The sequence below is a fragment of the uncultured Gilvimarinus sp. genome (assembly GCF_963975215.1).
Classification (GTDB): domain Bacteria; phylum Pseudomonadota; class Gammaproteobacteria; order Pseudomonadales; family Cellvibrionaceae; genus Gilvimarinus.
In genome coordinates this window covers 299,147-323,442 of record NZ_CAXBFW010000001.1, presented here as the reverse complement: position 1 = coordinate 323,442, position 24,296 = coordinate 299,147, and the positions used below count along the sequence as shown (strand labels likewise).

The window sequence follows — 24,296 nt, the reverse complement described above, 5'->3', positions numbered from 1 at the left end:
GCTACAAGAGCGGGCTTTTACATTACTTAATGAGGTTCCCGTAACTGGAACTTCTGACAATCGGTATCCAACCAGGGCGCCTGGGCCAGATTCGCACCATTGGCCAGGCCGCAGCTGTCCACGTTCAGCGCCAGGCTGCTGTGGCGGTTGCGCAGTTGCACCGAGCCGTCGCCCAGGGGCTCTACCGCCCACTCGGCCCAGGCCTCATCACAACTGCCGAGGGCCGCATTGGCGCCGGGGACAATAGGGTTGCCCTCAAGCGTCAGGCACTGATCGGCGTTTTGCGCCAGATGCAGTTGATAGAAGCCCTCTTCGGTATGGCTAAACTGCCACTGCTGGGCGTCAACGCCGGTCCAGGCATCTTGCACCGCGTTATCGCCATCGGCCGTCAGGGCTTTACCGCTCTGCACACTCATAACGGCCACATCGCCCTGCGGCGCTAAACGCCACTGACTATTCTCACCGCCCAAGGTTGCGCCGGTATCGCGATTGTTAATCGTCAACCAACCATTTTCATCCGTAGCCACACTCCAGCGCTGAGTATCGGTATTCACCCAAGGGCTGGATTTTTCATTCTCATCCACAAAAGTGCTGGATGCCACGTGGGCCAAACGGTAAGCGCCGTCGGCGGTGGAATCCAGCACCCAGTTGGCACTATTACCGCTACAGGCTGCCAACGAGGTTTTGCCGCCATTGGCTACCAGACATTGACCATCGCGGTTCACCAGCTGCTGCTGTACACCCTGTACCGAGACTTTGATGGGACCGTTCTCGCCTGACGGCATTTTCACCGGCTCACCTTCCGGGATAGGCTCGCCAAAGTTGGGCAGGCCCTCTTCGGTCCAGGTGAACTCTTGTGCACGGACTGAGCGGGTAGAGCCACAGCCGTACTCTTCTTTAGAGTTGCCGTGGTATACGATCCAGTCCTGAGTACCGTCGGGCGAAACAAAGAAGCCGTTGTGGCCTGGTGCGAACACGCCATTGCCGCGCTGGAATACCGGCTCGTCATACTGCTTCCAGTGATCTGGGTTAAGCGGGTCACTGCCAATCAACTCTTTCATACCCAGTTTGTAGTCGGGGGTATCGCAGTAGCTCGCCGAATAGATCATAAAGGTGCGATCTTTGTGCTTCAAAATTTCCGCGCCCTCGGTCACTTTGCGGCCGCTGGTTTCCCACTCCAATGTGGGGCGGGTAATGACTACCTTGGGCGAGCCCTCTTTGAGGGTCCAGGGGTTTTCCATTTCGGTAATCAGGTTTAGCTGCTCATCGCCCTGCCACTGCGAGTACAACAAATAAAGTTTGTCGTCGTGCTCAAGGTAGGTGCCATCGATGTTCCACTCGTCGGGCATAAAGTGGCCCTTGTACTCGTAGGGGCCCATGGGGTCATCGCCGGCGCTTTCCAGTACCGACAAATGCTGGTGATCCAGCGTGCCGTGTACACCCGCGGTGTACATCAAGTACCAGCGCCAGCCGTTGGGGCCGTTTAAACGGTGAAATTCAAACGCCCAAAAGTTCCAGCTGCGCGCGGGGTCGGTATCGGACCACACATTGATAGGCGCCGCCTCGGACAAACCCGCCAGGGTCGGTGATTTACGCATAACCAGCTGCGAGGTCCAGGTGGTGGTGGTGAGGTAGTAATTACCGTCCCAGTACTCCAACCAGGGGTCCGCGCCATTGGCAAACAGCGGGTTGGTAAAGTGGCCATCGGGCAGCGTCTGTTGCGCTGCGTTAGTGGCGCTTTGCTCGGTGTGTGCACAGGCGGCAACAGCGGCCGCAAGGGCACAGACACCGATAAGTTTTTTCCAAAGTTTCATAGCTACCTTTTACCTCATTATTAAAAATTTAGGACAAAACCACCGCGCGGGCGCAAAGTAATATCAAGTGTTTTACCGCCGGCCACCTGCCGCTTAGTAAACGATCGGTTGGTTTCACCGTCCGTTATTAGCTGGCCTTTGCTCGCCGTTATAAACGATAGATCAAGCGTCAGGGATTGCTCTGTATCAGTGCCGTTAATGCCGGCAATAAACCAATCAGTACCACGGCGACGGGCAATTACCGCGTGCTCGCCAGGCATACCACTGAGCAAACGGGTTTCATCCCATAGGACAGGAATGTCGCTCATATAGGCTTTAACATAGTCGGGCACTTTGGCCATACCCGCCGGCGTTTCGGCAATATGTTGAATACCACTGGTAAACAGTACCGGCAGCGCTAACTCAAACCCGTTGCTGGTGCGGCGCTCGATATTGGGAATTTCATCAAACGTAGTGGGGGTAAAATCCATCGGGTCGAATACGTTGCGGGTAAACGGCAACATCGCCATATGCGAGGCCGCCAGATCCGCCGAGTTTTGCATAAAGGTGATCATCTCGAAGCCGTGCACCGACTCCATCGTCATCAAATTAGGATACGTGCGATGCAACCCCCGCGGCAGTGATGAACCGTGATAGTTGAGCAGCAGTTGATGTTTTGCCGCATCGCGGGCCAGCCCCAGGTAGTAGGCCATCACTGACTGACCATCACCGGGAAAGAAGTCTATCTTTACGCCCTTAACACCGACTTTGGCTAAGCGAGAAAACTCTCGCTCGCGATCGGCCTGCGTTAACAGTGCGCTTTTAGGCGTGTAGATTGTTTCGTTCCAGGCGCCCGAAGAGTTGTACCAAACTAAAATCCCAACGCCCTTTTCAGCGGCGTAGTCCACTAGCTCGGCCAGTTTTTCCCAACCAATTTTTTGATCCCAATCGGCGTCAATAAGCGTGTACTGCCAACCCATGTCGGCCGCGTAATCGACAAATTCTTTGCTGGTGGCAAAGTTAACAGAGTCGTCTTTTAACAGCGCCCAACTCCAGGAGGCAATACCGGGTTCAACCCAGCTCATGTCCTGTACAGCGGCATCGGCAAGGTCGGTACCTAGTGTGGATTCCGTTACGGTGGCCAAATCACCCACCGTGATAATGCGCCACGGAGAGTGAAGCTCGCCCGGGGCATTCGCCAATCGCGCGCCGCCGGTGGTCACCTCCGGCTGCATGGGTTGGCCAATGCGGTAAACGCCTTCGTCACTGTGCTGGCGCAACCGCGAACCGTGAAAACGGCCATCCATACCCGCCTCGGTAATCAGCACCCAGGCAGACGGTGTTTTAAACAGTGCGGGAAACACCCAACCCGCCTCGGTTGGGCTAGCGGTTCCGGCATCAATACCCATCTGGTAGTGCTCTTCATAAGAGGGGTTGGTGTTTTTGTATCCGGTTTGCGCCAGCGCGACCGGCTGCAGCCAGGCCTTTGTGCCCTCGGGCATGGCAAAGCCAGTTAACTCGTCGATCATGCTGACTTGCGTGGTTTGCTCACCGGCAAAGCTGTATTGCAGCGCGACGCCATCATTAGACACCCGAAACACCACCTGCAGTGACTGGCCATCGGCATTGCTAACGGCAAAGCGTTGCTCTTGCGCCTGGTAATCAATAGCGCGTTGTTTGCCCTGCGCCATGGTGTAGTGCTCTTTAACCAGCGACGGCTCGCCAACGGCGCTGACCGTAAGCTCGCGGGTAAATTCTGCACTGTTTAAGGTTATGCCCAGTGGCGATGGCTGCAATACCGGCTGGCCGCGCAAACTAACCTCGTAGACAGCCGCGCCGTCAGAGGTTTGGGTGAGGGTTAATACCAGATCGCCGTCGGGGCTTGTCAGTGTGTAATTAGATTGACCACCACAGGCGCCGAGTAAAATACTCAAGGTCACTATTATCCAAGTTTTCATTATAGTTCCTTCCGTTAGGCGCCACTAAACACTACGCGCGACGCTGCCTAAAGTTATGTATCGGTTGTAAAGCTAAAACATAATGTTGAGCGGTACTCTTGCCCCGGACGCACCGTAATATCAGCAAAATTTGGCTGATTGGGCGCGTCGGGAAAATGTTGTGGTTCCAGGCACAGGCCACTGCGATGAGCAAACGCCCGGCCTTTACCCGTCAAGCTGCCATCCAAAAAGTTGCCAGAGTAAAATTGCACCCCGGGCTCTGTGGTGTGCAGTGTCATCACCCGGCCACTGCTCGGCTCGTAAACCCGTGCCGCGCGAGTTAGCTCACCGGCAGCGGCCTGATCAATCGCAAAGTTGTGATCGTACCCACCGGCGAGGGTTAACTGCGCATCGTCGTGTGTTATCTCGGCGCCTACGCTTTTTGCCTGACGAAAATCAAACGGGGTACCGGCTACGGAGGCAATCTCTCCGGTCGGGATCAGCTGCTCATTAACCGGGGTATAGGCTTTGGCGTTAAGGGTAAGCTCGTGATTCAGTACGTCACCCTTACCGGCCAAATTAAAATAGCTGTGCTGCGTCAGGTTAACCGGTGTCGGCGCATCGGTTGTGGCGTGATACTCGGCAAACAAGCGGTTGTCCTCGGTCAAACGGTAGACCACCTCAACACTGAGGTTGCCTGGATAACCCTGATCGCCATCGACACTCAAATAGCGCAACACAAGTTCCGCAGCATCATCGGTAATGCGCGACTCGGCCTGCCACAACACTTTGTCAAAACCACACTCACCACCGTGCAGATGGCTCACATTATTCTCATTGCAGGCCAGCTGGTAGGATTGACCATCCAGCTCAAAACGCCCACGGGCTAATCGGTTACCCACCCGGCCGATCAGGGCGCCAAAATACGGCGAGTCGGTTTCGTAAGGAGCCAGAAAATCAAAACCCAGTACGACGTCCTCACAGCGTCCGTCACGGTCCGGGCACACCAGCGAGGTAATAATGCCGCCAAAGGTAATAATCCCCACGCTCATGCCGCGATTGTTTTGCAGGGTATACAGCTCGACCGCGCGGCCATCCTGTAATGTGCCAAAGGGTGATTGGGTAATGTTAAACGTCTCAGTCATGGCGCGAGGAGTTCTCCGTTATCGTATGCTTAGCGAGCTAGTCGGCTTTTTCTTGGTTAAATAGGGGCATCCCCTGATCATCCCACTCCAGCACCCGGGCGCGGGCATCGCGGTTGGGATCCGTCAGCGGGGTGCCTTTTAAGTCGCGATAATCGCGGGCGTGATAAATCAAAACGTCGGTGACGCCATCTTCGGCCACCGTAAAGCTGTTGTGCCCTGGCCCAAAGCGTTTTAGTGACTCGTTGGAGTAAAACACGGGCTCGGGCGATTTCTGCCAGGATGCCGGATCCATCAGGTCGGCATCGGCGTCGGCCCACAGCAAGCCCATGGCGTAGTTATGATCTGTGGCGCTGGCCGAATACGTCATAAAAATACGGCCGTGCTTTTTAATAAACGCCGAGCCTTCGTTGACTTTATAACCCACCACTTCCCAGTCTAAGTTGGGCTCGGTAAGCATAATCACCGGCTCTTTAATTTTTACCGGGGTTTCGAGCTCGGCCATATAAATAGCCGAGTTGTACTTTTTCTCGCGGTCTTTTTGCGCCCACACTAAATAACGTTTGCCGTTATGCGCAAAGCTGGTGGCGTCCAGAGAGAAGTCATCCCAGCTCATGTGCATGCGGATGGGCTTGCTCCAGTCGGCCGCGATGGGGTTATCACCCTCGGCGGTAAGCGCGTGCATCCGAATAAACCAGGGCTCATCCACGGGGGCCCCGGCAAAGTAGATCACCCACTGGTTATCAATATAGTGTAGCTCGGGCGCCCAGATATTAATGCCAATGGTACTGCTGTCCGTTGGCTGCCAAATCGTGTGCTCTTTGGCACTGGACAATTGGTTGATGGTTTTAGCGCGGCGCAGCACCAAACGGTTAAACTCGGGGACAGTACCGATAAAATAGTAATAGCCATCGCTGTGACGATGAATCCAGGGGTCGGCGCGCTGCTCAACAATGGGATTTTGGTAGCTGGGCCCGGCCGCCTGGGCGATACCGACGCAACTTAACAGACCAAGTAAAAACAGTATTGGCAACTTAACAGCCATGGAAACCCCTTGTTAGCAACTATTATTGGGAGGCGGTAGATCCGCTTGCATTTGAATACTATTATAATACAATAATTGGTACAAGCGCATGGAAGCTTAATTACCCACAGGCAGAGCCACACACTATCAAGAAGCGTAAACAGCCATAAAATATAAGAGTATCTGATGAATAAAACGACACTTACCACCGGCCTGATTTTTAGCACTCTGCTGGCCGCCAGCTGCACCAGCGCCAAGCCCGACGTTAACCGGATCGGTCAGGAAGTAAGCATTCACGACCCGGTAATGGCCGAAGAAGACGGCCATTACTACCTGTTTAGTACCGGCCCCGGCATTACTATTTACCGCTCGGACGACCGCGTGCACTGGCAGCATCAGGGCCGCGCTTTTGAGACTGAGCCCAGCTGGGCTAAAGACGTCGCACCCGAGTTTGGCGGCCACCTGTGGGCCCCCGATGTCGTGGAAAAAGACGGTAAGTACCTGCTGTACTACTCGGTATCCGCTTTTGGCAAAAACACCTCAGCCATTGGCTTAACCATCACCGAGACACTCGACCCAAACTCCCCCGATTACGGCTGGGAGGATCAGGGCATCGTGATTCAATCGGTACCCAACCGCGACAACTGGAACGCGATTGACCCGGCGGTCATTGAGGACGAAGACGGCAATGGCTGGATGGCCTTTGGCTCTTTCTGGAGCGGGCACAAACTGTTTAAGCTTAACGATGACTGGTCTGCTCCAGCCGAGCCCGAGCAGTGGTACAGCATTGCCGCCGGCACTCGCCCAGCCGGCGTTCCCGCCCACGAGGCCGGCCCGGTGGAGCTGGAAGCACCCTTTATCTTTAAGCACGGCGAGTACTACTACCAGTTTATCTCGCTGGGTAAATGCTGCCGCGGCGCCGACAGCACTTATCATATTGCCGTGGGCCGCAGTGAATCCGTCACCGGCCCCTATCTGGATAAAGACGGCCGCGATCTCGCCCAGGGCGGCGCTACTGTGATTTTAAAAGGCAATAAAGAATGGCCAGGCCTTGGGCACAACAGTGCCTACACTTTTGAGGGCAAAGACTACCTGGTCTTTCACGCCTATGAAGCGGCCGATAACGGTTTGCAAAAACTGAAGATATTACCCATTGAGTGGAACGACGGCTGGCCCGAGCTAGACCCGGCCGGACTGGACAGCTACACCAGTGAAATTGTTGCCGATTAAAAAAGGCCCGTAACACGACGTGTGACTGCGTAAAATTTTTTGCGTGACTGTGTTGTCATTTTTGGGGGGCTTAGCCCCCTTTTTTGTTATTATCGATAAAGCTAAAGGACCTAATTAAATAACAGGAGCTAGTATGAGAAAGTTTTTACCCTATCGCACCATCACCACCCAACGCTTTACGGCACTGCTGTGGATTGCAAGAGCATTGCTTTATCTCAGTGTCATTTTAGGCGTAGTGGGCATCGTCTTTTTTCTGCTAGCCCTTGGCGCAGACTTTAATATTATCCCCCCATACGTAAACATCGTACTGTTTACCTCCTTGGCATTAAGCCTGTATTTTTTGTCGGCTTTTATCGCCTTTTGCGTAGCCGTGGAAGACAACACCCGCCGCACCGCCGAGAATACGCAGGCCCAGTAGGGGCAACCTAAGCGGGGTGAACAACCCCGCTTCACTTAACCCACATCCAAATCGCGGCACCGACCATAAACAGATTTTCAGTCAGCGAAATAAAGCCCAGCGGTACATTGCTGTTACCGCCCACGCAGGCACATTTAAGTTCGCGCTTATCGATGTAGACGGCTTTAATCACCGACACCGCACCCAGCGAGCCAATCACCAGCGCTACCGGCGACACCAGCCACGCACTAAGCCCGGCCAACATAGCAATACCCGCATAGGCCTCGGCAAAGGGGTACACATAGGCGTAACGCACAAACCGCATCGAGAGTAAATCGTAAGTAATAAACTGATTGGAAAACGCGGTTAGATCCTGCAGCTTTTGAATCGCCAATACGGTCATACTCAGCGCGACAAAAACCTCTAAGGTACGGGGCGAGACCAAACTGATACCGCTGGCCCATACCGCTGCTAACGCCAGTAAAAAACAGCTCGCAAAAATGGCGATTACCGGAGTGTAGCTGGTGCCCTCGCTGCCTTCTTGCGGTAAACCAAAGTAGCTTCGCAGCTCATCGTAACCACCGATGCGCTCACCGCCGATAAACGTTTGTGGCGTGGTATCGACGTTATGCTCTTTTTTAAAGGCATCGGTTTGCTCACGGGAGCTGAGCTTATGATCCTCCAGCTTAAAGCCTTTGCGCCTAAGTAGCGCGCGCGACTTTAGCCCAAAAGGGCAAATATGCTCGGGGGTAACCATGCGATAAAGCGTTGCCGTTGGTTTCATGCCAGACTCCTTCTACCCTACAAACCTAAAGTAGAAGTAAAAGCAAAATTTAAACCAGCCTCCTGGCGCCTATACGGCAAGACATAAACGACAAACTGGCAGCGTTTGTTGCGATACCCACAATGGTATTGTCATTGTTACAAATAAGCGTGTTATTCCGTGAGTGTCGAACGCCATTGTGGGTAAGCCTCACGGACAAGCTCCTCCGGCCAGGTGCCGTACCAGTCATAACCACTGCGCCGCTCGAGCGCCACATCGGCCAGCGCCTCGACTCGCGTGCCATCGCGATTAGTAAAAAATGGCTCACTGGTTTTTAAATCGTAAAACCGCGCCCATAAGCCCGGCGCTGTTGCGTCTACCACCAGCTTTCGGTCGACGCGTGCGGTGTGGTACGTAAACCGAACGGGGTCAATGGCAAACTCCTCAATGCGTACACCCGGGATACGCCGAGCGGTAAACCAAGCCACCGCACTATCGACGGCCGCTATCATCTCGGGCGTGGGGTTGGGAATCGACATTAAATACTCCACCACGGCAACGCTCTCCCAGGTTTGCAGTGCCGGCAGCTCATAGGAGCGCGCCGCCATCGGCGCCAGTGTTTGTGGATGATACTGCCCCGCCCAAATGGATCGCTTACCCTGTGTCACCACCTGCAAGTCAAGCACCAACGCATCCCCCTTTGCCACAGCGGCCGCGGCTTGCTGACGCAAGAGCGCCGGAATATCGCTAAAGGGCGGCTGCGCATCGGCCACGCGCCGCAAAAAACCCAGCACACCCGGCATGACCTCATCGGCAAAGGTTATGTAATCACCATAGGGGCGATCGGCGCGGCCGGGGGAGTGAGGCCAACCGCCGTTGGCGTACTGAACATCCAACGTAAACCTTAAACCTTTTAGCGCAGCGCTACGATAATGCTCGTTACCTGTTTGCTCATAAGCGCACATAAGGTAAGTAATTTGCGGGTAGATGTTGCGGTTATCAAAACTGGCGTCGGCTTGCGCCTTATTGGCCGTAATAGTGGCAATTTCTGCCGGCGTTAATACGCGCTGGGGATGTTTGTTTTCCGGCCAGCCGCCACTGTCGCGCTGATAGAGCAAAATATTATCGGCAATGGCGACGGTGTCGGCAATATCATAAAGCGGAGCATCGAACTGATCCGTGCGGTTGTACCAGTGATGCATGGCATCAGAAAAGCCCGCCAGCGAAATAGCGTTACTGCCCGGCACGTCGGAGGCTTCTGACACGCAGGGTGCTGCCAGTACCGGGGGCGCGATCACCGTCAAAAGCAGCGCGGCAAAAGAAAAAAGTCTCACGATTTAGTGTTGCCTCCGTATTATTAACCCGCATTAGCCTGCTTTTTAACTTGCCGCAAAACAACGCCGGCGTTGTACCGTAAAACGTTTAACGCGGCGTTTGGTGTTTTTCCTTCCATTCATCGTAAGGCATTTTGTACACCACCTCGCGGGCGGCTTCTTTATCCATTGCGACGCCACGCTGTTCGGCTGCCTCTTGGTACCAACGGCTTAAACAGTTGCGGCAAAAGCCGGCTAAGTCCATTAAATCGATGTTCTGTACATCTTTTCGGTTATCAAGGTGCTCGAGTAAACGGCGAAACGCCGCCGCCTCAATGTCTGTTTGCGTTTGGGGGTCCATAAAATCCAACCAATTATCAGTGTCAGTACCGCCAGTAGTGGCGCCAAGTATCTTTAAAAGAGCCACGATAACGGGCCCGATGTGTAACCGTCCAGCATTTTAACGCTGCAGTGCCCACTGCGCACACTGGCGATTTAACGGTGTAAGAAAAAAGTTGGCAGGCGCACACCCGGCCTTTGCAACAGCGGTAAATGTGACATAACCACCATTGACAGCGATGTCATATGGTTAATTTGACCAAAAGCTTATAGTCACATTGACACAATAACTTTGGATTCCTATATTCCGTTGGGCTTAACCTTTATTAACAAAAACCCGGCGAATTGCGCCACACAAGTTGCAACCGAACACGACGCTCAGTTGCCCTACTAACCCTCCACCTCTAAAGGCGGTATTGGTAGAGAAAAACATGGAGAAACACCATGACAATAATGAGAGCCACAATACAGCACACCCGTAAAACCTTAACGGCACTGACTTTTGCAGCCACTGCACTATGCCTACCAACGGCACAAGCGCAAACGTTAACCTCAAATGAAACCGGCACCCACAACGGTTACTACTACTCTTTTTGGACGGATGCCCCCGGGACTGTCTCGATGACCATGGGCGCCGGCGGTAATTACACGTCGCAGTGGAGCAACACCGGCAACTGGGTGGGCGGTAAAGGCTGGAACCCGGGCGGGCGCCGTACCGTAAGTTACTCGGGTACCTTTAACCCCTCGGGTAACGGCTACCTAACGCTGTACGGCTGGACCACCAGCCCACTGGTTGAATATTACATCGTTGATAACTGGGGCAGCTATCGCCCGGGCGAGAGCGGCAACTATTACGGTACCGTTAATACCGACGGTGGCACCTATGATATCTACCGCACCCAGCGGGTTAACCAGCCCTCGATTCAGGGCACCGCCACCTTCTATCAATACTGGAGCGTGCGCCAGCAAAAGCGCACCGGCGGTACCATTACCACCGGCAATCACTTTGACGCCTGGGCCAGCCACGGTTTAAACCTCGGCAACCACGATTACATGGTCATGGCGACCGAGGGCTATCAAAGCAGCGGCAGCTCGAATATCACGCTGGGCAGCAGTGGCGGCCATAATGGCGGCGGCGACACCGGCGGCAACAGCGGCCCGAGCAGTACCGACATCGTAGTACGGGCGCAGGGCGCCAGCGGGCAGGAGCACATCAACCTACTGATTGGCGGCAACCCAGTGGCTGATTGGACCCTAAGCACCAGTGCTCAGGATTACACCTACAGTGGCAACGCGGCAGGTGATGTACAAATCGAGTACGACAACGACGCTTCGGGCCGCGATGTCACCCTCGATTCGGTCTACGTCAACGGAGAAACCCGACAAGCCGAAGACATGGAGTACAACACCGCCACCTACGGCAATGGCGAGTGCGGTGGTGGCTCCTACTCCGAAACCATGCACTGCAGCGGCGTGATTGGCTTTGGCAATACCGACGACTGCTTTAGCGGCAGCTGCTCCGGCGGCGGCAACTCCGGAGGCAGCACGGGCGGCAACAACTCAGGTGACTCGGGCGGCAGTGATTCTGGCGGCAACAGCGGTGGAGGTATTGTGGTACGTGCCCGCGGGGTCAATGGCGACGAGCACATTAACCTAATCGTGGGCGGCACCGTGGTCGCGGATTGGACCTTAAGCAGCAACGACCAAAGTTACACCTACCTCGGCAGCGCCTCGGGCGATGTTGATGTGCAGTACGACAATGACGCCAGCGGCCGCGACGTGATCCTCGATTACGTATCCGTCAACGGCGAAACCCGGCAGGCGGAAGACATGGAGTACAACACCGCTACTTATGCCAACGGCGAGTGCGGTGGTGGCTCCTACTCAGAGACCATGCACTGCAGCGGTGTTATCGGCTTTGGTCATACCGACGATTGTTTTAGCGGCAACTGCAGTGGCGACGGTGACAGCGGTGGCAATAACGGCTCCTCTTGCAGCGGTTACGTTGGCATCACCTTTGACGATGGCCCCGGCAGCAACACCGGCACCCTCATCAACTTACTGCAGCAAAATAACCTCACGCCGGTTACCTGGTTTGTCTGGGGGCAGCGCGCCAGCAACAACCCATCGCTGGTAGCGCAAATGCAAAACGTGGGCGAGGTACAAAATCACAGCTACACCCATCCCCACATGACCAGCTACAGCTATCAGCAAGTGGTCAATGAGCTAAGTCAGGCCAACCAGGCCATTCAAAATGCCGGTGCTCCCGCGCCAACGCTCTACCGGCCGCCATACGGTGAGGTTAACTCGACTATCCAACAGGCCGCACAAAACCTTGGTATGCGTGTAATCACCTGGGATGTGGACTCACAGGACTGGAACAACGCCAGCACCAGTGCGATTGTGAATGCCGCCAACCAGCTGCAAAACGGTCAGGTGATTTTAATGCACGATGGCTACAGCAACACCAATAACGCCATTGCGCAAATCGCCAGCAGCCTCAGTGCCAAAGGGCTGTGCCCCGGGCGGATTGACCCCAACAGCGGGCAAGCCGTAGCGCCCTAACGGGTTTGGGCCGGGGGATTTATCCGGCCTTCAGTAAGGCCCCGTGTTGGCGTAAAAACTTACACCGGCACGGGGGCTCCGGCGGTAGCGGCAGGCTACGGATTCTCGCTTAATGAATCTTGTGACGCTACTGCCAAGCTAACTATAGGGGCCTATCGTCAGCGATATTGTTAGCCCTGCGTTAACGCTATCGATATCGCACATTGCTATATCGCATCAGCATCTTATAGTGTTTTTGACCAGATGCTTATAGTCATATTGACAGTAATAATTTAGGTTCGTATAGTCCGAACCACTTAACTCTTTTTAACAATAAACATTTGGGTTAAGTGGCCACGTAAAAGCGCCTGATCGCCCATATCAGGCAACCTTGAACCAGCCTCCACCTCTATAGGCGGTATTGGCTGAGAGGCGACACTGGAGAATCACTATGACAATAATGAGAGCTACAAAAGTGCACGCAAAAAAAGGCTTAACCGCGTTTATCGGTGCAGCCGCCGCGCTGTGTATGACCGCAACCGACGCGCAAACCCTAACCTCTAACCAGACCGGTACTCACAACGGTTACTACTACTCGTTTTGGACCGATGCCCCGGGCACCGTATCCATGACGCTGGGCTCCGGCGGCAATTACACATCGCAGTGGAGCAACACCGGCAACTGGGTGGGCGGTAAAGGCTGGAACCCGGGCGGGCGCCGTACCGTAAGTTACTCGGGTACCTTTAACCCCTCGGGTAACGGCTACCTAACGCTGTACGGCTGGACCACCAGCCCACTGGTTGAATATTACATCGTTGATAACTGGGGCAGCTATCGCCCGGGCGAGAGCGGCAACTATTACGGTACCGTTAATACCGACGGTGGCACCTATGATATCTACCGCACCCAGCGGGTTAACCAGCCCTCGATTCAGGGCACCGCCACCTTCTATCAATACTGGAGCGTGCGCCAGCAAAAACGCACCGGCGGCACCATTACCACCGGCAATCACTTTGATGCCTGGGCCAGCCACGGTTTAAACCTCGGCAACCACGACTACATGGTCATGGCGACCGAAGGCTACCAAAGCAGCGGTAACTCTAACATTACCCTTGGCAGTACCGGTGGCGGCAACGGCGGCAATAATGGCGGCGCCATCACCGTGCGCGCTCGTGGCGTGAGTGGCAGCGAGCATATTAACCTGCGCGTGGGCGGTGTAACCGTGGCTGACTGGACACTAAGCACCAGCAACCAAAGCTACACCTACAACGGTGGCGCCAACGGCGACGTAAATGTTGAGTACGACAACGACACCTCTGGCCGCGACGTAATTTTAGATTACGTCACCGTCAACGGTGAAAATCGTCAGGCGGAAGACATGGAGTACAACACCGCTACTTATGCCAACGGCGAATGCGGCGGCGGCTCTTATTCCGAGACCATGCACTGCAGCGGCGTGATTGGCTTTGGTCATACCGACGATTGCTTTAGCGGAAACTGTAACTAAACAAGCGTTTTAAACGCTGTGCAACCAGGGGCGGGCAACTCGTCTCTGGTTGCGCTTCTAGAGTCAATATCGCCTTCACGCGCCTTTATAAAACCCGCTCTTTTATTCCACGGCGCTACTCTTTACGCTTTTCAACCTGATGAACATCCTCGGTCATACCGACTTGCCAGTAGCCGCTGGCGTACATATTGTGTTTGTCTACCTCCCGGTCGTGCTTAAAATAATGGCGCAGCGCTCGTGTGGCAGTACTTTCGCCCGCCACCCACACCGATGGCTGGCCTTGCAACCAAGGCTGGCGTTTTACGGCATCAAGCAATCGGTCACTCACCTGCTCGGGGGTTGGGTTAATCACCCAGGTAACCGTTAACCCTTTGGGGAACGCCAGTGTCTGGCAATCCTCCTCACTCAGCACTTCCAGCACGGCGTGGCCTTTGGCATCGCTGGGTAGGCGTTCGATATTGGCGCTAATAGCCGGCAACGCCGACATATCACCGGCAAAAAAGAACCAATCGGCGGTAAAGTCCACAAACTTAGGTTGACCGGGGCCGGCGAAACCGACTGCATCGCCCGCGCTGGCTTGTGCGGCCCAACCGGACGCCGGGCCATGCTTACGGTGCATCATAAAATCCACCGTAACCTCCTGATTCACAGCATCGTAATGCCGCAAAGTATAAGTGCGCACAATAGGACGCGGCCCCTGCCCATCCCGAATGGTTTCAAGGTTTAACGGGCTGCCATCGGCCGGCGGTAGCAGTAGTTTAAAGTTGGCGCTCTCATGGCCTTCGGGAAAGTCCCCCAAGTCATCGCCGGTCAAAACAATACGGCGCATATGCGGCGTAACTAAGTGTGCTCGGACAACACGCAATAATCGCGGAGCAGGTCGGGCCATAACAATACCTCTTGTGGCGCATCGCCATATAGTAGACAATATCAACCTTATTCTTTTTAGTTGACAAAGTCAACCATATAACCATGAGCGCATCACCTAACATACACGACACCCTGTGGCAGCTCGCCTTTCACATTAAAGTGCAATGCAAACGCGCTGTGCAGGAGTTTGGGGTTAAGCTCGGAGGCATGCATGTGCGCGCCCTACTGCTGATACAGGCCCAGCCACAGCAATGCACCGCCAATCACTTATGCGCGGTTAGCGGGCGGGACAAAGCGCAAATCACACGCATTGTGAAGGACCTGGAAGATCAACAGCTGATTGAACGACGCCCAAACCCCAACGATGGCCGCAGTCAGATACTGTTACTGACCACTGACGGCAGGGCGCTGCTAAAAAAAATTCGCTCGGCCGAGCAAGAAGTAGAAGCTCAATACGTGCAGGGGTTATCGCCGCAAGAGCGCGAGGCTTTTATTGCCATCGGGCAAAAAATGCTGGGCAATTTAAAGCCTGCGGCAACCCGGCGCCAATAACAAGGCGAACCACCGCCCTCTTACTGGCGCCGGGTTTATATTGCCAGCAATACGTATTTGGCTACTATAAAAAACACGATTAAGGTGTTGCCTTCAGTAACCGTACCCCGTAAATGCCACCGGCCACAGAGCCCCTACCTGCGACAAATTTTAACTCGTGCTTACCCTCTTTACCCCGCTGCAAAAGTGCCTCAGAGATCGGGTAATCGACTGTGTAAAACTCAGCGCCCTGCTCTACGGTGAGCTCAACCTCGGCTAATGTTTCGCCATTAAATTCAATGCTAAAGTTGCGCCCGGCGTCACCGCCAAAATAGGTAATGCGCAATATTTTAGCCTCACCCTCAGGGTCGTTTAACTGGTAGCTAAACCAATCGCGCGCGTGGCGCCAGTGACGGCCAAAGTTAACCCCCGCTTCGCTCTCGCTTCCTTTAAAAAAGTGGTCTGACTCAGGCTGTTGCTCACCGGGGGCGACTTTATCCACGGTGACTTTTTCCAGCGCCAACTGTGTGGCCTCATCAAGGGCGCGCTGCTCGCGAAGCGCATTGATATTTTGCGGGGTACTGTAGGGCCAGTAGAGCATATAGCGCGATTCATGCACCCGAAAAAACGGAATTAACTCCAGGTTTTTATAGGATTCGGGCTGAATCACACCCGAGGCCTTAAAGCGCAACTCCTCGTCTGAGACTCGCTCAATTTGATCGGCAAAGTCGGTGTTATTGGCCACCAGCATCGGCGCTTGCTCAATGGGGCAGCGCTCACCGCTGGCAATGTGCCCCATGCGGCTGGCATCGCTAAAGTAGTTTAAAACCTCATCTTTAAAGGGTGAGGTTTTGGCCGACAACACGATGGGCCCATACATAACCGCAAAATAATCTGAGCCATCGGGCAAGGCTTCGAGGTGCGTTTGCATGGGCAGTTTAAGCTCGACCACATCACCTTGCTGCCAATCGTGATCGAGCGTAATGTAGTGCCCCGCTGAGGTGTTAACCGCTACCGATTTACCATTAACGCTTAGCTCGGCATCACCCACCGCCCAGCTCGGATAGCGCAGCTTTAAGGTAACATCACCGGCAGACTCAAACGTCAGGCGAGTGCTGGAGCTGTCAGGAAACCCCGTGCTCTGGGTTAACACGACGCCTTGCTCTTCCCAGTTGAGGGTCGAGGGGATATACAAGTTAACCAACAGGTCGTCGTCTTCGTAAGCGTAAACAAATTCGCCATATTTAAAGTGGTTTTCGATACCCGAGCCCACACAACACCACATACCCTGATGCGTTTGCGAGTACATACGGTAATGGTTAGGTCGCATGGGGGTAAAATAAACCAAGCCGCCGGTATCCGGGTGCTGCGATGACAGTATGTGATTGTAGAGTGCGCGCTCGTAGTAGCTAACATAATCGAGCGAGGTATCGCGGCCATACAACAACTTCGTCAGTTTTAGCATGTTGTAAGTGTTGCAGGTCTCGGGCCCCTCGATCTCTTCGATCATGGTGCCAAAGTCGTTTTTATCGTGAAAGTGCTCGCGCACGCTGTTACCGCCGATCGCCACACTGCGCTCGTTAACCACGGTATCCCAAAAGTATTCGGCCGCTTCATGCCAAGCGTCATCGCCGCTCTCTTGCGCGACACGCTCAAAGCCGACAATTTTGGGAATTTGCGTATTGGCGTGCAAACCGGTGAGCTCATCACGCTCGTGCTGTAACGGGCTAAGCACTTTTTTGTGCGAGAACTGCTTAGCAAGGGTTAGGTATTTTTTATCGCCAGTAATCTGATAAACATCGGCAAAGGTTTCGTTCATACCGCCGTATTCGGTAGTTAGCATCTGCTCGATCTGCTCGTCCGATAAATCGGCCACTAAAGCATCTACCCAGTCGGCCCACTTAATCATCATGCGTTTGGCTTGCTCACTACCGGTATACAGGTACGCATCGCGCAGCCCGGCAAATATTTTATGCAGGTTATACCAGGGCACCCAAGAGTCATTTAAGGCAAATAAGTCGGCCCGGATATCCCCTTTGGCGATCTGCTGCCACAGTTTATCGCTGCCGGGCACACCCCCTAAATAGCCATTGCCGTTGGCTTTTTGCGCGCGCTCGAGCTCGTCCAACACATACTGCAACCGCGCCTTAACATCCGTGCGGCCGGTAGCGGCATAAGCAAGACTCAGAGAGGTTACATAGTGCCCGCCGATGTGCCCATCTAGCCCGGTGTTTTCCCAGTTCTCATAGCTGGCTGTTTTGGGGGTTAGTCCGGCTTCGCGCAAATAAGGCGCCAACAACCGGTCCGGCGACATCGTCATGACATACTCTAGGTTTTTATGTTGCGCATGGGCAAAGGGCCCATCGGTAATGCGCACCTGATCCAAAGCAAAATAATCGACGGCCTGGGCACTGACACTGGCTAGCGCAATGGCGGCGCTAATGGCTATTTTTTTTATCATAGTTTTAGTACCTAACAAACAGTAAACAGCGGAGAAACAGTTCAAAAAAAGGCCCGCAAAGCGAGCCTAAAGTTGTATTAACCACATTAAATTAATCGTCGAGAGCCGCATCACCAAAGATCGGCATACCATCCTCACCCCACTTAAGCTTTTTAACAAAAGTGTGACGGTTAGGGTCCCACAGAGGGTCGCCTTCGATCTCGGTGTAGGTGCGGGCGTGATAAACCAGTAAGTCAGTCACACCGTCTTCGGCTTTGGTAAAGCTGTTGTGGCCGGGGCCAAAAATATTGTACTCAGGGCTCGAGCGCAGCACCGGCTCTTTGGATTTGTGCCAGCTGGCAGGATCCAATAGGTCGGCGTTTTCATCGGCCCACAGCAAACCCATGGCATAGTTTTCGTCTGTGGCACTGGCGGAGTAAGTCATAAAAATCTTACCGCCATGCTTAACAATTGATGGGCCTTCGTTTACCCAAAAGCCGATGGTTTCCCAGTCGTACTCGGGGATGGTCAAGCGCACCGGCTCGCCTTCTATCTCGGTCGGCGTTTTCATAGGGGCGATATAGAGGTTCGAGTTACCGCGAATGCCCTCTTCTTTTTGCGCCCACACGTAATAAAGTACGTCGTTGTGAGTAAAGGTGGTAGCGTCCAGGCAAAAGGTATCGATACCCGAATCTACCTGGCCTTCAAAAGTCCACTCGCCAGCCACCGGGTTGTCGTCTTTGCACGAGATGGCGTACATCCGGTGCTGGAACAAATCGTGTTTGATCTCGCGTGAGGGCGCTGCGGCGAAGTACACGTACCAGGCTCCCTGATTAAAATGAATCTCCGGCGCCCAAATTAAATCGCTGTAAGGGCCGGTATCGGGCTTGCGCCACACCATAACCGTCTCGGCAGTGGCCAGCTCGGCGATGGTTTGCGCGCGGCGCAGCTCGACGCCATCGTAGGCGGGCACGCTGGCGGTAAAGTAATAATAGCCATCAGTGTGCTTGTAAATATGCGGGTCGGCCCGCTGTTCGATTAACGGTTTTAATACAGTCACGGTTCTCTCCGAATGTTAGGTTAACTCTTCAACAGTGTATTCCGGTGCTTCAGTCGCAATCTCACCACGGGCTTTCATCTCGTTGTAAAAGCGATCGGTGATTTTGTACTTAAACATCACAAAGCCCAAAAAGGCGTGGAATAAACCGGGGATAATAGTCAGCATCAGGGCAATACCGGTAAGCGCAAATTCGCTCTGTTGCTCGCCCGCTTGATAACCAAAAAACGTCAGCAGCAACCCGGTGATAAAACCCGCAAGGCCGGCACCGGCTTTTTGGCAAAATGAAATACCACCAAAGGCCAAACCAGACACACGCTTGCCGGTTTTTGCCTGGCCATAGTCAACCGCCTCGGCGATGGCCGACCAGAAGATTGGTGCGTGTAAATCCACCACAAACGACAAGATCACATAAAGCACAAACGCCAGCGCAATATCGCCCGGCGATACGGCAAAAAACATCAGCGCACTGAGTACACCCACCAATATTTGCGACCAGCGAAACAGCTGAACTTTACAGTAGCGCTTGGTAATCCAGGTAGAGGCGACCATCGAGGCAATAGAGGCGGCAATACCGGCGCTGGTAAACATCGCCGCCATAGACTCGGAGCCACCCAGATAGTAAATGGTGTAATAAAAGGCCACGCTGCCACGCATGGCATAACCCAGGGTGCCGAGAATACAACTGGCGGCCAATACCAACCACTGATCATTTTTTGCCAGCAACTTAACTTGCTCGCGGAACGATTTTTTATCCACCTCATGCTCTACCCGCTCGCGGGTTGTGGCAAAACAAAACAGCAGCAGCCCTACCCCGACAAACGACATAAAGCCCATCGCCAACTGATAGCCTTTGGCGGGGCTGCCATCGCCCCACATAGAGGCCAGCGCCGGCACCGAGGCGACAATAATAACGTTGGCAATTTTGGCAAAAAACATCCGGTAGCCGTTAGCCGACAGCCGCTCTTGCGGGTCGCTGGTTAGCACGCCGATGTAAGAGATATAGGGAATCGCCACACCGGTAAACATTAAGGTGGCAAACAAATAGGTTAAATACGCCCACACCAGCTTGCCGTTGTAGCTTAAGTCCGGCGTGGTAAACAGCAAAAAGACGGCAAAGCCGTAGGGTATCGATAGGTATAAAAAGTACTGGCGAAAGCGACCCCAGCGGCTTTTTACTTTGTCGGTTAGCATCCCCATTAGCGGGTCGCTTAAGGCATCGATAAAACGTGCCGCCAGAAACAAGGTGCCCACGTGGGCAGGCTTAAGGCCAAAAATGTCCGTATAAAAATACTGCATAAAGTAGAACATGGCCGCGATCATCACATTCACGGACATATCGCCGGCACCAAAGCCTACTTTCTCCAATACGGATAACTTTTCTGTCTTCATGGTTGTCACTGACTCTTGTTATTTTTTCCCCAACAGGGGCAGACAAAACAAAGGGCGCCGCAGCGCCCTTTATCGATAGCGCAGGCTTAGATCCCCTGGCTTAAATGATAGAACACCGCGTTATGGCGTAGCTCCTGTTTGAACTCGCGAACATTAGTGTCTTCATCAATAACGACCATTTCTACACCCGCCATCTCGGCAAAGTCCACCACTTGATCGGTAGTGATGCCCTGAGTGTAGACGCTATGGTGAGCACCACCGGCGTGGATCCAGGCGGCACCGGCCACTTCCAAGCTGGGCTTAGGCTCCCACAGCGCTTTGGCCACTGGCAGGTTTGGTAAATCGGCCGGCGGCGATACGGTGTCCACTTCGTTGACGATAATACGGAAACGAGTGCCCATATCGATAGTCGAGATATTCAGTGCCGGGCCAGTCGCGCCGGTAAACAATAGCCGCGCGATGTCCTTCTTAATACCAATGGTGTGCGGCGCCACAACAACTTCTGGTTTATCACCGGCAATAGACGGGCAGATTTCCAGCATGTGCGCGCCCAGCACCTGGTCTTTGGCTCCAAAGTGATAGGTGTAATCTTCCATAAAAGACGTACCGCCTTTGCGGCCTTTGCTCATCACCTTAACAATGCGCCCCATAGCGGCGGTTTTCCAGTCGCCTTCACCGCCGTAGCCGTAGCCTTTGCTCATTAAGCGCTGAGTCGCCAAGCCTGGTAAACCAGACAAGCCGGTCAGGTTTTCAAAGCAGTTGGTAAACGCCTTACAACCGCGTTTTTCCAAAAAGCGCTCCATGCCTAACTCTAGGCGAGCTTCGTTTTGCAGCATTTCCAGCTGGTGGGCGTCGTCAAACACTTCAGCGGCGATGTTGTAATCGGCCTTATACAACTCCAGCTGTGCGGCAATATCCTCGTCACTCACAGCGTCGCAATCTTTGGCCAAGTCACCCAGGCCATAGGCGTGAACTTCATAGCCAAACTGGATTTGCGCCGATACTTTATCGCCTTCGGTAACCGCCACCTGACGCATGTTGTCGCCAAAGCGAGCAACACGCAGATTTTGCGCTTCGTTCCAGCCCATGGCGGCACGCACCCAGTTGTCGATTTGCACCTGAACAGTTTCGCGCTCCCAGTGGCCCACCACAACTTTGCGCTCCTGGCGCAAGCGGGTACCTATGTAACCAAACTCGCGGTCACCGTGCGCACTTTGGTTCAGGTTCATGTAGTGCATGTCGATTTTGTCCCAGGGCAACTCGGCGCCAAACTGGGTATGCAGGTGCATGTAGGGCTTATTCAGCGCCGACAGACCGCCAATCCACATTTTGGCGGGCGAGAAGGTGTGCATCCACAAAATCAAGCCAACGCAATCTTTATCGCTGTTAGCGGCCTGACAAATATCCAGAATCTCTTCCGGAGTGGTCACCACGCCTTTCGATTCAATCTCCGCCGAGACATTCTCAGACGCGGTAAGACCGGCGGCAATTTTAGCGCTGTTATCGGCCACTTCTTTTAACAGTGCCGGGCCGTACAAGTGCTGCGAGCCGGTCACAAACCATACTTTCTTTTCACCAAAAACTTTCATAACTACCTCACTTTATTAGGGCCGGCTCAGTTCTGGCCGTAGTAAGCATTTTTACCGTGTTTGCGTAAATAATGTTTGTCGATAATGCCTTGTTTTAAAGGCTGCACGTCTTGTTTTAACGTGCGGGTTAAATAGGCCATTTTGGCAATTTCTTCCAGAATAACGGCATGGGCAACCGACTGGGCGGCATCTTTGCCCCAGGTAAAAGGCGCGTGCCCGGCGATAATCACCATCGGTGACTCAACCGGGTTGCGATCTTTGTAGCAGTCGGTAATTTGCACACCGGTTTCTTCTTCGTAGTCGCGCTCGATTTGCGCGTCGGTCATAACCGCCGTGCAAGGAATCGAGCCGTAGGCGTAATCAGCGTGAGTCGTGCCCAGACAGGGAATCGACTCCTGCGCCTGTGCCCACGCTGTGGCGTAGGTCGAGTGGGTGTGCGTAACCCCACCGATGCTGTCAAAGTGGCGATACAAGTGGGTGTGGGTGCGGGTATCCGATGACGGCCGCATAGCCCCTTCGACCACGTTGTTTTCCAAATCGACCACCACAATGTCATCGACTTTCATATCGGCATAAGAGACACCGCTGGGTTTGATCGCGATCACGCCCTCGGCGCGATCGATTTGCGACACGTTGCCCCAGGTGTACACCACCAGGCCGCGAGCGTTTAGCTCCATATTGGCCTCAAAGGCCTGACGTTTTAGCTCGAGATACTTACTCACGATTTGCCTGCCTCCACATAGTGACCCAGCGCCTGATACTGTTGGTACAGCTCATCAAAAATAGCCGCCGCTTGCGCGTTGGGTTGATAGGTTTGAGTGACGCTGGAGCCCATCGCCTTTTGCGCGCTGGCCACATTCGGGTGAGCACCACCGACGGTGGCGGCAAAAATCGCGGCACCGAGCGCACAGCTTTGCTCACTTTCCAGCACATCAATCGGGCAGTTCCACACGTCAGCACAGGTTTGCATCACAAAGTCAGACTTTTTCGAGATGCCGCCAATCGCCACAACGCTATCTACTGCAACGCCCTCGGCACGAAAGCGCTCGATAATAGCGCGCGCACCAAAGGCGGTTGCCTCAACCAGTGCACGGAATACTTCGGCGCTGGTGCTACCCATTTTTAACCCGGTAATGGCGCCCGACACGGTTTGATCGGCATCGGGGGTACGGCGACCATTAACCCAATCGAGTGCGGTAACGCCACTTTTGCCCGGCTCCAGTTTGGCCGCCGCCGCGCTCATGGCAATCAAACTTTTATCTTCGAGCTCGGCCAGCAGGCGCTCGCGGGTAGCGGCATCTAAGTGCTCGGACTGCTCAATAACCTGAATCGCCGGGCCGTTAACCAAGCGCTTAAACCAGGCGTACAAATCGCCAAACGCCGATTGCCCCGCCTCCAGGCCAACCATGCCGGGAATCACCGAACCATCAACCTGACCGCAAATACCGCGCACGCAGTTATCGCCAATCGCCTCGTGGCTGGCGATGGTGATATCGCAGGTAGACGTACCCATAATTTTAGTCAAAACACCCGGCTGCACATTGGCGGCAACCGCGCCCATATGACAGTCGAAGGCGCTAAAGCCGACAGCGATGCCCTCGGGCAGGCCTAAACGCTCAGCCCACTCGGCGGTTAAGCCGCCCACACGCTCGTCAGAGCAAAAAGTCTCGGCGGGCAGGCGCTGGCTAAAGCCATCCAACAGCGGGTCAACTCCGGTAAAAAACTCGTTAGGTGGGTACCCGCCCCAGCTTTCGTGCCACATCACCTTGTGGCCCGCTGCGCAGCGCCCCATGCGGAATACGTCCGGATGAGTCGTGCCGGTTAACATGGCCGACATCCAGTCGCAGTGCTCAACCCACATATAAGCGGCCTCGGCCACGGCTTTGTCCACGCGCATAACGTGCAGCGCCTTAGACCAGTACCACTCGGACGAGTAAATACCGCCCTCGTATTTAAGGTAGTTCTCGGGCGCTTGCCCGGCGGCAGCGGTAAACTCGGCCGCCTCGCGCACAGCGGTGTGATCCTTCCACAGCACAAACATGGCGTTGGGGTTTTCGGCAAACTCCGGCTTAAGCGCCAGCGCGGTACCCTCGGCATCAACCGCAATCGGGGTCGAGCCGGTAGTATCAAAACTCAGCCCCACCACCGACTGCGCGGCGCCTTGCGGAGCCTGCTGCCAAAGCCCGTCCAACACCTGCTCCAGGCTCTCCAGGTAGTCGAGCGGGTGCTGACGAAACTGATCCGCTGCCGGCTCGCAGTAAAGACCCTTGGCCCAGCGGGGGTAATGAACAACATGCGAGGCCACCTCTGCACCGGTGACGGTATCTACCAACAGTGCTCTAACTGAATCTGAGCCGTAATCCAGGCCCAAGGCATAAGAATTCATAAGACATCATCCCAAGCGCACGGATTTCGAGCGCATCTTTAT

18 protein-coding genes and 1 pseudogene are annotated in these 24,296 nt (G+C 54.3%); 5 read left to right on the top strand and 14 right to left on the bottom strand.

The window, feature by feature from the left end; all coding sequences use genetic code 11:
* Window positions 1–26 precede the first annotated feature (26 nt).
* The 4 genes from AAC019_RS01300 to AAC019_RS01285 are packed head-to-tail and all read right to left on the bottom strand — an operon-like array spanning window position 27 to window position 5,917.
* Window positions 27–1,814: a family 43 glycosylhydrolase gene (locus AAC019_RS01300; RefSeq protein ID WP_339896749.1), complete on the bottom strand. Its 1,788-nt coding sequence runs from the start codon at window positions 1,812–1,814 to the stop codon at window positions 27–29.
* Window positions 1,815–1,834: 20 nt separating this feature from the next.
* The gene (locus AAC019_RS01295) at window positions 1,835–3,751 is read right to left on the bottom strand and encodes a glycoside hydrolase family 97 catalytic domain-containing protein (protein ID WP_339896748.1); all 1,917 of its coding nucleotides are present in this window, start codon (window positions 3,749–3,751) and stop codon (window positions 1,835–1,837) included.
* Window positions 3,752–3,804: 53 nt separating this feature from the next.
* Complete coding sequence (locus AAC019_RS01290) at window positions 3,805–4,875, bottom strand: aldose epimerase family protein (RefSeq protein ID WP_339896747.1); 1,071 nt, start codon at window positions 4,873–4,875, stop codon at window positions 3,805–3,807.
* A 37-nt stretch (window positions 4,876–4,912) separates the two neighbouring features.
* On the bottom strand, window positions 4,913–5,917 hold the full coding sequence (locus AAC019_RS01285) for a family 43 glycosylhydrolase (protein WP_339896746.1): 1,005 nt from the start codon (window positions 5,915–5,917) through the stop codon (window positions 4,913–4,915).
* Between the two features lie 165 nt (window positions 5,918–6,082).
* On the opposite strand from AAC019_RS01285, the gene AAC019_RS01280 reads away from it, so the two are divergent.
* Window positions 6,083–7,126 (top strand): arabinan endo-1,5-alpha-L-arabinosidase, encoded by a 1,044-nt coding sequence (locus AAC019_RS01280; protein ID WP_339896745.1) that lies wholly within the window; start codon window positions 6,083–6,085, stop codon window positions 7,124–7,126.
* 133 nt (window positions 7,127–7,259) lie between these two features.
* A complete protein-coding gene (locus AAC019_RS01275; protein WP_339896744.1) occupies window positions 7,260–7,544 on the top strand; it encodes a hypothetical protein in 285 nt (94 codons plus the stop codon).
* A 31-nt stretch (window positions 7,545–7,575) separates the two neighbouring features.
* Here the strand turns inward: AAC019_RS01275 and AAC019_RS01270 are convergent, their stop codons facing one another.
* The 3 genes from AAC019_RS01270 to AAC019_RS01260 all read right to left on the bottom strand — a co-directional run bounded on the left by AAC019_RS01270 (window position 7,576) and on the right by AAC019_RS01260 (window position 9,960).
* Window positions 7,576–8,307 (bottom strand): MauE/DoxX family redox-associated membrane protein, encoded by a 732-nt coding sequence (locus AAC019_RS01270; protein ID WP_339896743.1) that lies wholly within the window; start codon window positions 8,305–8,307, stop codon window positions 7,576–7,578.
* 152 nt (window positions 8,308–8,459) lie between these two features.
* Entirely contained in the window at window positions 8,460–9,620 is a 1,161-nt protein-coding gene (pelA, locus tag AAC019_RS01265; RefSeq protein WP_339896742.1) for a pectate lyase, read from the bottom strand.
* Window positions 9,621–9,708: 88 nt separating this feature from the next.
* On the bottom strand, window positions 9,709–9,960 hold the full coding sequence (locus AAC019_RS01260; protein WP_339896741.1) for a DUF1244 domain-containing protein: 252 nt from the start codon (window positions 9,958–9,960) through the stop codon (window positions 9,709–9,711).
* Between the two features lie 431 nt (window positions 9,961–10,391).
* On the opposite strand from AAC019_RS01260, the gene AAC019_RS01255 reads away from it, so the two are divergent.
* Entirely contained in the window at window positions 10,392–12,503 is a 2,112-nt protein-coding gene (locus AAC019_RS01255; protein ID WP_339896863.1) for a glycoside hydrolase family 11 protein, read from the top strand.
* 523 nt (window positions 12,504–13,026) lie between these two features.
* Window positions 13,027–13,986 (top strand): annotated as a pseudogene (locus AAC019_RS01250) (glycoside hydrolase family 11 protein); the annotation flags it as partial.
* A 118-nt stretch (window positions 13,987–14,104) separates the two neighbouring features.
* Here the strand turns inward: AAC019_RS01250 and AAC019_RS01245 are convergent.
* A complete protein-coding gene (locus AAC019_RS01245; protein WP_339896740.1) occupies window positions 14,105–14,878 on the bottom strand; it encodes a siderophore-interacting protein in 774 nt (257 codons plus the stop codon).
* Window positions 14,879–14,961: 83 nt separating this feature from the next.
* Here AAC019_RS01245 and AAC019_RS01240 point away from each other — a divergent pair, with 83 nt between their 5' ends.
* The gene (locus tag AAC019_RS01240; protein ID WP_339896739.1) at window positions 14,962–15,411 is read left to right on the top strand and encodes a MarR family transcriptional regulator; all 450 of its coding nucleotides are present in this window, start codon (window positions 14,962–14,964) and stop codon (window positions 15,409–15,411) included.
* A gap of 79 nt (window positions 15,412–15,490) precedes the next feature.
* Here the strand turns inward: AAC019_RS01240 and AAC019_RS01235 are convergent, their stop codons facing one another.
* From AAC019_RS01235 to AAC019_RS01210, 6 genes are all read right to left on the bottom strand, one after another.
* Window positions 15,491–17,851 (bottom strand): glycoside hydrolase family 127 protein, encoded by a 2,361-nt coding sequence (locus AAC019_RS01235; RefSeq protein ID WP_339896738.1) that lies wholly within the window; start codon window positions 17,849–17,851, stop codon window positions 15,491–15,493.
* Between the two features lie 91 nt (window positions 17,852–17,942).
* Window positions 17,943–18,890: a glycoside hydrolase family 43 protein gene (locus tag AAC019_RS01230; RefSeq protein ID WP_339896737.1), complete on the bottom strand. Its 948-nt coding sequence runs from the start codon at window positions 18,888–18,890 to the stop codon at window positions 17,943–17,945.
* Between the two features lie 15 nt (window positions 18,891–18,905).
* Complete coding sequence (locus AAC019_RS01225) at window positions 18,906–20,279, bottom strand: MFS transporter (protein WP_339896736.1); 1,374 nt, start codon at window positions 20,277–20,279, stop codon at window positions 18,906–18,908.
* A gap of 86 nt (window positions 20,280–20,365) precedes the next feature.
* Window positions 20,366–21,868: an L-arabinose isomerase gene (gene araA / locus AAC019_RS01220; protein ID WP_339896735.1), complete on the bottom strand. Its 1,503-nt coding sequence runs from the start codon at window positions 21,866–21,868 to the stop codon at window positions 20,366–20,368.
* A gap of 26 nt (window positions 21,869–21,894) precedes the next feature.
* Window positions 21,895–22,590 carry an L-ribulose-5-phosphate 4-epimerase gene (locus tag AAC019_RS01215; RefSeq protein WP_339896734.1) on the bottom strand — a complete coding sequence of 232 codons (696 nt, stop codon included), beginning with the start codon at window positions 22,588–22,590 and terminating at the stop codon, window positions 21,895–21,897.
* Window positions 22,587–24,254, bottom strand: coding sequence for a ribulokinase (locus AAC019_RS01210; RefSeq protein ID WP_339896733.1), 1,668 nt, complete (start codon window positions 24,252–24,254; stop codon window positions 22,587–22,589). Before AAC019_RS01210 ends, AAC019_RS01215 begins: the two co-directional genes overlap by 4 nt.
* Between the last annotated feature and the right edge of the window lie 42 nt (window positions 24,255–24,296).